5 protein-coding genes are annotated in these 10,305 nt (G+C 59.3%); 2 read left to right on the top strand and 3 right to left on the bottom strand.

The window, feature by feature from the left end; genetic code table 11:
• From Q0526_RS02910 to Q0526_RS02900, 3 genes are all read right to left on the bottom strand, one after another.
• A partial coding sequence (locus Q0526_RS02910) for a rhamnulokinase family protein (RefSeq protein WP_366522023.1) occupies nt 1-1,366 on the bottom strand: 1,366 nt, incomplete at its 3' end.
• A gap of 111 nt (nt 1,367-1,477) precedes the next feature.
• The gene (locus tag Q0526_RS02905) at nt 1,478-2,452 is read right to left on the bottom strand and encodes a helix-turn-helix domain-containing protein (protein WP_298730687.1); all 975 of its coding nucleotides are present in this window, start codon (nt 2,450-2,452) and stop codon (nt 1,478-1,480) included.
• Nucleotides 2,453-2,603: 151 nt separating this feature from the next.
• Nucleotides 2,604-3,191, bottom strand: coding sequence for a TetR/AcrR family transcriptional regulator (locus tag Q0526_RS02900; RefSeq protein WP_298730684.1), 588 nt, complete (start codon nt 3,189-3,191; stop codon nt 2,604-2,606).
• Between the two features lie 205 nt (nt 3,192-3,396).
• Here Q0526_RS02900 and Q0526_RS02895 point away from each other — a divergent pair, with 205 nt between their 5' ends.
• Both Q0526_RS02895 and Q0526_RS02890 read left to right on the top strand, forming a co-directional pair.
• Complete coding sequence (locus Q0526_RS02895; RefSeq protein ID WP_298730682.1) at nt 3,397-5,901, top strand: MMPL family transporter; 2,505 nt, start codon at nt 3,397-3,399, stop codon at nt 5,899-5,901.
• Nucleotides 5,885-9,616 carry a hypothetical protein gene (locus tag Q0526_RS02890; RefSeq protein WP_298730680.1) on the top strand — a complete coding sequence of 1,244 codons (3,732 nt, stop codon included), beginning with the start codon at nt 5,885-5,887 and terminating at the stop codon, nt 9,614-9,616. Before Q0526_RS02895 ends, Q0526_RS02890 begins: the two co-directional genes overlap by 17 nt.
• The last annotated feature ends 689 nt before the right edge of the window (nt 9,617-10,305 follow it).

Below are 10,305 nucleotides of genomic sequence, written 5' to 3'. Positions count from 1 at the left end.
TCTGCACATCGGCGTATTCGCCGGACGCGATGAACTGCACCATCAAATTGCCAAGGGCGGTCCCCTCCGTGGGGCCCGCGTAGACCGGCAGGCCGGTGGCATTGGCGGTCATCTGGTTCAGATACCCGTCCTGGCTGCCGCCGCCTACGATGTTGACGCTCGTGTAGCGCCTGCCGGTCAGGGTCTGCAGCGACGCCACCGCGCGGCGGTAATCGTCGGCCAGCGAGTTATAGATGGTCTGCATCACTTCGCCGGTGGTCTGCGGGCGCGGGTATCCCGCCTCGGCACAGGCGGCCGTGACCTCGTCGATCATCGAAGACGGGGCCAGGAACCGCGGATCATCCGCGTCCACCATGCCGGGGAACGCACCGCTTTCCTGCGCGGCAGCGATCAGTTCCGGGAATCCGGGGCGGCGCCCGCCGGGGTCGCGCGCGCCCAGTTCCCGCCGCACGCTCTGGATCATCCACAGGCCCATGATATTTTTCAAGTAGCGGTACGTCCCGCCATAGCCGCCCTCGTTGGTAAAGTTGGCCGCGCAGCTTGCCGGGGTCGTGATGGGGCTGCCGTTCTCCACGCCCAGCAGGCTCCATGTCCCACTGGAAAGATAGACCGCGTTCTCGTCCCGCGCAGGCACCGCCAGCCAGGCGGAGCCGGTGTCATGGGTGGCGGGCAGCAGCACCGTGCAGTCGAAGCCGGCTGCCTCCCGCACTTCCGGTGTCAGGCGGCCCAGCGCGGTGCCGGGCATGCGGATGGGTTGGAAGATCGCGCGGGGGATGCCCAGCTTTGCGATGAGTTCCGCATCCCAGTCCCGGCTCCCCGCCCCCACCAGCGCGGTGGTGGACGCGTTCGTGTATTCGTTGGCGGCCACACCGGTCAGTTTATAGTTGAGATAGTCCGGCACCATCAAAAAGGTGCGGGCTGCGGCAAGCTGTTCGGGGTGTTCCCGGTTCAGCGCCGCAAGCTGGTAGGCGGTGTTGAAGGGCTGGTACTGGATGCCGGTGCGGGCGTAGTGTTCGCTGAACGGCAGGATAGATTCCAGCCGTTCCCGCTCCCCCTCGGTGCGGCTGTCCCGGTAGGCTACCGTATCGCCGATGATGCGGCCGTTTTCGTCCAGCAGCACAAAGTCCACCGCCCAGGTGTCGATCCCCAGGGTGGCGGGCGTGAATCCAGCGGCTTTGCAGGCTTTCAGCCCGGCCAGGACGTTCTCCCACAGGCGGTCCATTTCCCAGCAAAGGTGGCCGTTTTTCTCCGTCAGGCGATTCTCAAAACGGTACACTTCTTTCAAGTGCATCCGGCCGTCCTCCACCCAGCCCACAATGTGCCGACCCGAGGACGCGCCGATGTCGATGGCAAGATGACAGGTCACGATCCGTACCGCTCCTTTCTGCTTGTTCTGTTCCCAGTATAATGCACCCGCGCGCAAAAAATAAGCGCGTGATTTACAATAAAATCACGCGCTTATTTAAGCAGAATCCTGTTATTTGTCGGAATTGCACAAACGGTCCCGGTACTCTTTCGGCGTTATGCCAAAGGTCTTCCTGTAAATGCTGTAAAAGTAGCTGGTCGTTTCATACCCCACCGCTTCGGACACCGCCAGCACCGGCAGATTTGTGGTGCGCAGAAGCTGCTGGGCACGGTCCAGCCGTTTTTGCTGCAAAAGTTCTTTGAACGTGCTGCCGGTGACCTGACGGATCAGGGCGCTCAGGTACGGCAGCGACACATGGTACTGTTCTGCCACACGGGACAGGCTGGCGTCCCGGCAGTCGTCCTCAATTTCCCGCAACGCGGCCAGCACCAGCGGGCTGCCCCGCCCCGTTTCGCCCTGGGCTTCCACACACTCATGGTGGTTCAGCAGGTCCAGCAGCAACATGGCCATACGCATCTGGTTGGCGCGCCGCGCCCCCGGTTCGTTGTTCAGCAGGCTCCACACCATGCTTTCGACCAGATTCTGCACCGGCAGAAGGTCCGCCGTGTGGCACAAAAGATGGGTGATCTCCGTCCCTCCGTTTTGCAGCGTTCCCAGCAAAAAGCGCCCCAGCAGGCTGCCCGTCCCCACGATCTGAAAGGCAAAGTCAAAGAACTGCGGCAGGACAATAAAATTCACCGCCACGTCTCCGGCGTCTGCCCGCTGGATCGCATGGCTGGCCCGCTGGTTCAAAAACAGCAGTTCCCCGGCCCGCAGATGCACCGTGGTTCCGCCGCCGATGATATGGGTGATCTGCCCGGTGCAGACATACATGATCTCTACATAGTTATGGCTGTGGCGTGGAAAGGCCACGAACCGCGTATGCGGCCGGATCGTGATCATCTGCCCCTGGCGCAGCAGCTTGGCTGCCTCCACCTCAAACTCCTGCCCCGTAGCGTACAGGGTGCGGTCCAGTGCTTCCCCATCCCGCAGCCGCCGTTCCTCCGGCGTTATGCGGGAAAGTGTTTCCAACAATTCAGCATCCATCGGTATTTCCTCCGGGTTCTATTATAGTTGCAGTATTTCTAATTGTACAGTGCTGCAAAGTGAAACAGGGCATTTGTTACAGGTTCGATGCCGTTGCCCCTGGCTGTTTTTCCCTTCACTTGCTGTGCAAATGCAAGACTTTTTCAAATCGTTATTTTTCTCCTGCGTGCCCGCTTTTATAGCGTTCGGGCGCCATGCTTTCCACAACAGCAGTGGCCGTTGTGGTCAACTGGTCAAGGGTCATCGGCAGCTTACCGGCCACCCAGTCACGGTACATGGCGACCATGCCGCCGGAAGCAAAGCGGATCGAAAACAGAAACCTTTCCGGCGAAACGCCCTGGGGCGGGTGGGCGGTCATGCACTCGATAAAAAGATCCCGCAACTGCTCCGTAGCGGCCTGCGCCAGACTGGACGACAGCAACGCCGAGAAAAAGTCGAAGTTATCTTCAAAGAAAACCTGCAACTTGCGCAGCACGACCCCCACATTGTTGAGATCGCTGGCAGTCCCGCGGTCTGCCAGCGCATCACACAGCGTCTGGCAGGCGGCATCCATCTGCTGCGCCAGCACATCGGGCACGTCGGTATAGTGGGCGTAGAAAGTGCCGCGATTGATGTCCGCCCGCTTGACCACGTCGGTCACCGTGATCTTATCGAGCGGCTTTTCTTTCATCAGTTCCGCTACCGCCTGGTTGATAAGGCGGCGGGAACGGACGGCGCTGCGGTATTCGGCTTTTGCCATCAGAATCACTCCTGTAAACTTTTTTACCAAAAACAGACACTTTGCAGGCAATGTGTCTGTTTTTGTACGTTTGGATGCCAGATTGCCTGTTGAACCCCGCGATTTCTCTCAGTATAATCAGCTCACAGGCAAAAGTCAACAGGTGTTCATATTTGACTTTCTGCTCAACTTTATCAATGTTGCAAAAGCAAAGGGAGCGAGCCACATGCAACAATCGGGCAGCCAGGGCTTTTTTGGCAAGCTGGCTACGGCAATTGTAGACAAACGCAAAATCATTTTGTTCCTTTATATCATCGCGCTGGCGTTCTGCGTGGTGTCCCGCGGGTGGGTGCAGGTCTGCGACGACCTGACCGCCTACTTGCCTGCTGATACCGAGACCCGCCGCGGCCTGACCGTAATGGAGGACGAGTTCGTCACCTATGGCACCGCACGGGTGATGATCAGCCAGACGACCTATGACCGGGCCGACCGCCTGGCCGAAGAACTGCGGGGCATCGAGGGCGTTTTCTCGGTAGAGTTTGACGATACCGCCGACCACTGGAAAGGGACCGACGCGCTCTTTGATGTGACTTTCAACGGCCCGGAAACGGATGAATCTGTTTTGGCCGCCATGGACGCCGTGCGGGCGGCCGTAGCCCCCTATGATGCTTACATTTCCACCACGATCGGCGTTTCGATGGCGGACACGCTGGACAGCGAGATGCAGATCATTCTGCTCATCGCCGCGGTCATCATCGTGGTGGTGCTGTTGCTTACTTCTCGCAGTTATGCCGAGGTGCCGGTGCTGATTTTGACATTTGCCGCGGCGGCGCTGCTCAACATGGGCACCAACTTCCTCTGCGGCGAAATTTCCTTCGTTTCCAACTCTGTATCCGTCGTGCTGCAACTGGCGCTGGCTATCGACTACGCCATCATCCTGTTGCACCGCTTCACTGAGGAACGCCGCACCCATGCCGACCGCGAGGCCTGCATCCTTGCGCTGGCGGCTTCCATCCCGGCTATCGCCTCCTCCAGTTTGACGACCATCTCCGGCCTGGCTGCAATGATGTTCATGCAGTTCCGCATCGGCTTCGACCTCGGGCTGGTCCTCATCAAGGCAATCTGTTTCAGCATGCTGTCGGTATTTACCCTGATGCCTGCGCTGCTGATGTTGTTTGCCCCGCTGCTGGAAAAAACGGTACACCGGGAGCTTATCCCCCGCATCGACGCCTGGGGGCGTTTTGCCGTTCGCCTGCGGTTTGTGGGGGCGCCGCTCTTTGTGGCGTTGGCCGTCGTCGGCTTTTTCCTTTCCAGCGACTGTCCGTTTGCTTACGGCGAAACTTTGCTCAAAACCTTTCGTCAAAACGATACCCAAATCGCTCAGCAACGCATTGACGACACCTTTGGCACGCAAAACATCATGGCGCTGCTGGTGCCCAAGGGTAACCACGATGCAGAAGCGCAGCTGTTAGATACGCTGGAAAGCTATCCCGAAGTGGACTACGCCATGGGCTTGGCGAATATAGAGGCCATCGGCGGTTACGTGTTGACCGATGAGCTGCCCCCGCGCGAGTTGGCGGAAGCCGCCGATCTTGATTACAGTTCCACTTCGGCAATTTACGCGCTGTACGCCGCTGAAAATGACGATTTGGGGAATCTTGCCAGCCTGGACGACTATAAATTGCCGCTGATGGACCTGCTGCTGTTTTTATGTGACAAGGCCGATTCGGGCGCCGTCACCCTGGATGCCGACATGCAGGCGAACCTCGACGATATTCAGAGGCAGTTGAAGATGGCCCAGGACCAGATGCAGGGCACCAACTATGACCGGATCGTGCTGGCACTGACTCTGCCGGAAGAAGGCGAGGATACCTTCGACTTTTTACAGACCATCCACAAGGAAGCCGCAAAATACTACGGTCCGGACGCTGTACTGCTGGTAGGCAACTCTACCAGCGATTACGATCTGGCCACCACATTTGCCCAGGATAACGTCCTCATCAGTGTGCTGAGCGCGGTGTTCGTCATCATCGTGCTGCTGTTCACCTTCCAGTCGGCGGGTCTGCCGCTGCTGCTGATCCTGGTCATTCAAGGCAGCATCTGGCTCAACTTTTCGGTTCCGGCGCTCACCGGGAACTATGTCTTTTTCATGAGTTATCTCATCGTCACCGCCATCCAGATGGGCGCAAACATCGACTATGCCATCGTTGTTTCTACCCGTTACAGTGACTGTAAAAAACAAATGCCGCCCAAACAAGCCATTGTGGCGGCACTGAACCTTGCTTTCCCCACCATTCTGACTTCGGGCAGCATTTTGACGTCAGCGGCTTTCCTCATCGGCTGCATCACCACACAGCCTTACATTGCCGGTATTGGCGAATGCCTGTGCCGCGGCACGCTGATCTCCATTTTCCTGGTACTGTTCATCCTGCCGCAGATCCTGGTGCTGAGCGATGCTATCGTCGAGCGCACCCGCTTTATCCTGCGCCTGCCCTCCCCCTCCAAGCAGGAAGTCCACGGCGCGGTATTGCACGTAGACGGTCATGTGCGCGGTTACATCCACGGTTATGTGGACGGCACCCTGCACGGAACGATCCGCGGTGATGCTACTTTGCAGATGGCTACCGGTCAGATGCAGACGCTGCCGCCTACAATCGACCCGCCGCCCGAATCTGCCGCAGCCGCACATCCCGATACACAGGAGGGAACATCCGATGAAACAACTGACTAAGCGGCTGACCGCCCTGCTGCTGGCGGTTGTACTGGCGCTCGGCGTTTCCCTGCCGGCCCTGGCGGAGGAAGCCGGCACAACGGGCGGCGAGACCGTCACCATCAACACCGTTGATGATCTGCTGGCGCTGCAAACGCGCTGCATCGTGGATACCGCCACCCAAAATCTTACTGTGAAGCTGCAAGCCGACCTGGACCTGACCGGCCATGACTTTACCGGTCTGCCGGTGTTCAGCGGCCATTTCGACGGACAGGGGCACACCATCTCCGGCCTGGTGTTGGGTGGCGGCGGCGACGTGCAGGGGTTCTTTCGCTATCTTGAAGCGTCCGCCGTGGTGGAGGACCTCCACCTGCAAGGTACAACCGGCGGGGCCGACGCCACCATACAGGGCCTGTTGGCAGGCGAAAACCGCGGCCTTGTGCGCGGGTGCAGTGCATCCGGCCAAGTGACGGCAAACCAGGAAGCCGGGGGTCTTGTCGGCCGCAACGAAACCAGCGGCCAGATCATCAACTGTCAAAACCACGCCGCCGTACAGGCCGACCGCATGGCCGGCGGTATCGCCGGGCAAAACCTGGGCAGCATCGTGCGCTGTCAAAACGACGGCGCAGTCAACACTATTCTGCCCGACGCTGCCGGCAAGCTGGTCGGGATCGACCTTTCCGGCGAGGACGGCGCGGCTTTGGCCGCCGTCAGCGACATCGGCGGCATCACCGGGCGTTCAGGCGGTATTTTGCAGAGCTGCCAGAACTCCGCCTCTATTGGCTATGCCAGCGTCGGCAATAACGTAGGCGGCATCGTCGGCCGCACCTCCGGCTATCTGGACGGTTGCGTCAACAGCGGTACCGTGCAGGGCAGCCAGGACGTGGGCGGGGTGGCCGGTCAATTGGAACCCGTGCTGACCGTGCAATATGATGGCGGCAAATTGGATGCCCTGTATAACGAGTTGGACGCTCTGCAAACCGAAATGGACACCCTGCTCACCGATATGGACACGAGCGGGGACGGCGTTTCTGCCGCGCTCTCCAACCTGACCGAAGCCACGCGCACAGCCAAGGACAGTACCAGCGCACTGGCCGACGGCATGATCGACTGGGCGGACGGCGGCATCGAAGCAGTCAACAGCGCGGCGAGCCGTTTTTCCTGGGTCATTGACCATCTGGGCCCCGTGCTCGATTCGATCGGCACCGCACTCGAACAGGCCGACGCCGCCGGGGATGCCCTGGAACAGATTTTGCAGGATGCCGCTGCTGTGGCGGAATTGGGCGAGGAGGCCCAAGCACAGCTACAGACCGCCGCTGAAGCCTTTGCTGCCGCGCGCAGCCACGCCCATTCTGCGCTGGAACACGCTTACAACGCGCTGCAGGCTTTGCGAGACGCCCTTGGCAATGACAGCGAAAGCCAGGCCGCCTGGCAAACATTGGCCGACGCACTGGCATCACTGCGCAGCGCCGCCGCGCAGGTGCAGGATGCCGTCCAGGAACTCGACCGGCTGCTGAGCAGTTTCGGCACAGCCGACGGCCGCCCCCAGGAACTGGAGAATCTGCTCGAAGCCCTGCGGGTGTACCAGCAGGCGCGAGATACCATGCTGCAAAGCCGCGAAGATATCCACGCTCAGCTGACCAGCGATGCACCCGACCTGAGTGCCATTTTAGCGGCAGCAGACAGCGGTCTTGAAGCCGCAGGGCAGGCGGTTTCTGCCACCAACGACATGCTGACGGCACTGGACGCACTGACCGCCAGCCTTACGCCCGCCGAAGTGGATGCCCTGCGCACTCAGATCGAAACCCTGCAGGCAACAACTGAATCTTTCCGCGCTGCGCTCGAACAGGTACACACCGCCGCTGAAGCCCTGCAATGGCAGGGGCAGACCTCCGAAAGTGCGTTGTCTACCGCATGGGAAGAATTGTGCGCCGCAGTAGATCAGCTTTTTGCCGCCGGGGACAGCCTGAACACAGGGTTGGAAGCTTTGGCCGCCGCAGTAAACGCCTTGCAATCCGCCTGGGACACTGCCGGCGAAACGCTGCCCGCTGACCTGGCTGCGCTGAAAACATCGCTGCAGGCAGTATCTCAAGCCCTGCAAAGTGCCGTGGCAGGCATCGAGAAGATCACGACCGGCCTGGCCGGGCAGCCGACCGTAACAGTTCCCAGCCTGGACAGTACGGTAGCTGAACAGAGCGATGCCCTGAACACTGCACTGGGGACGCTACTGGATGGATTTGACGCGCTGAATACTGCGGTCAATGCGGCTGGCGATACCCTGACCGGCGACCTGCGCGCTGTCAACGACCAACTGGGCCGTGTCGTGGACGCCGTGCGCGCATTGACATCTTCTCCTGACGCAAATGAGTCGGAAGCCGTCTTCACCGACGTCTCCCGCGAACAGGCCGAACAACTGCTCCAGGAACAGGGCAACGGCTGCCTGGTCAACGCCGGCAACACAGGTGAAATACTGGGCGATAGCTGCGTGGGCGGTATCGTCGGCAGCCTGGCCAATGAACTGGACACCGACCCCGCCGGGCACTGGCAGCAGGATGGCACAGGCAGCGCCCTTTCTGCGGAAGTGCAGCTTCGCCTGATCGTGCTGGACAGCCGCAACAGCGGCACCGTCACCGCCAAAAAAGAAGCGGCCGGGGGTGTTGCCGGGCGAATGGACTTTGGTTACGCAGCTGATTGTGAAAACACCGGCAACGTGACCGGTACCACCCAGGTAGGCGGCATTGCCGGGCAAAGCGCAGGCATTCTGGAAAGCTGCTGGGCACGTTGTGCGCTGACCGGCGACGAAGAAGTCGGCGGTATCGCCGGGTATGGCGCTGAAATCACTGGCTGCCGCACGATGGTGGAACTATTGCCCGGCGAAGATGGGCAGCCTATCCGCTATGCCGGGACCATCGCTGGCCGTGTACCCACAGACGCAGCGCTGGCCGATAATCAGTACATTCACGAGAGCCTTGGCGCAGTGGATGGCGTGACCCGTGCCGCCCAAGCCCTGCCCGCCAGCTTTGAAGAATTGGCATCCGACCCTGCCGCGCCGGATGGCTTCGCCCGGCTGGAACTGACCTTTGTTGCAGACGGAAAGACAGTAGCCACCGTGACTTTCCGCTACGGCGAGGGCGTGACCAGCCTGCCCGCTGTGCCGCAGAAAGACGGCTATGTAGGCCAATGGCCGGATATGGATTACAGCAATCTGACGTACAGTCAGACGGTGGAAGCCGAATACATTCCCTACGCCTCTGCCCTGGCCGATGACAGCGGTGAAACGCCGCAGGTGCTGGTAGATGGCAGCTTCAGCCCGCAGGCCCAGGTCAACGTCGCCACTGCCGAGACCAGCTTCAGCGATGCAGACGGCCGCACACACAGTGGTACGGCCTATACCGTCACAGTGACCGACCCGGTGTTCGGTGCATCAGACTGCACGGTACACTTTCGCAAGCCGGACACCGCAGCCCACTACACCGTATGGGTACAGCAGGGTGACACCTGGGTCAAACAAAAGCCCCAGGTGGACGGCAGTTACCTGCTGATTGACTGCCCCGGTGGGCAGATCACTTTTATGGCGGAAGTAACCACCGCCAATATCTGGTTCGTGTTGCTGGCTGCACTTGTCGTGATATTCGTTGCAGTCGTGTTCGCACTGGTCTGGTGCAAACGCACCCGAAAACCTCAGCCCGCCCCACCCGAAGCGAAAGACGATTCTGCGCAGGGGCCGACAGTCTAACGCTCGCACTTGCTTCCTGCACCAGCAGCGTGCTTGGTAGTTTTCACGTTCCTATACTCTTCGGCAGAAGGTTCACACCTTCTGCCGTTTTTGTTTTCTCCTCAAGAGGCATTGTTTTTTCCTATGGGTAAACGCTTAAACCTTTTTGCTTTTTTGCGGCACTCTCGCTTCGGTAATGTCAGCTTTCACGGAACTATCCCCTATTACCTTATTACACGACCTACCATTTCCGGGGTTAAGTAGACAGAATACTCTGCAAAGATTCCTCCAACAAGCGCCTATAGATTACGAACTTCGGGCAGCAGCCTGTCGCCACTCACTTTTGCTACCTTACACAGGTTCTCCCTGGATTTTATATGGGGCATATGTCAATACATTCAGACGTTCGATTTTCCCTCTGTATGCCGCGTTCCAAACGATATACAGACGGCTTTAAGGTGGCATCATTCCCTATCGAATATGCGCTTCTCACTTCCGCGATATTCTCATATTCCGGCATATGGAAAAGCGTTATACGGGAAACGCAAAATAAACAGCAAAAAGCCTGCGGAAGGTGTTCCCCTTCTGCAAGGCTCTTTTAGCTTTTATCATTGTACTGCATTTGAGATGAGTCATGACCACCCCTAAGAGGGGGGGGGTGGCATGACGAGCGGCCTATAAGGCCGAGATAAAAGCCAGCGCCTAAATGA

This window comes from uncultured Subdoligranulum sp. (genome assembly GCF_937890665.1).
Note: the sequence above shows the minus strand (reverse complement) of the source record. Positions and strands in the feature narration are given on the sequence as shown.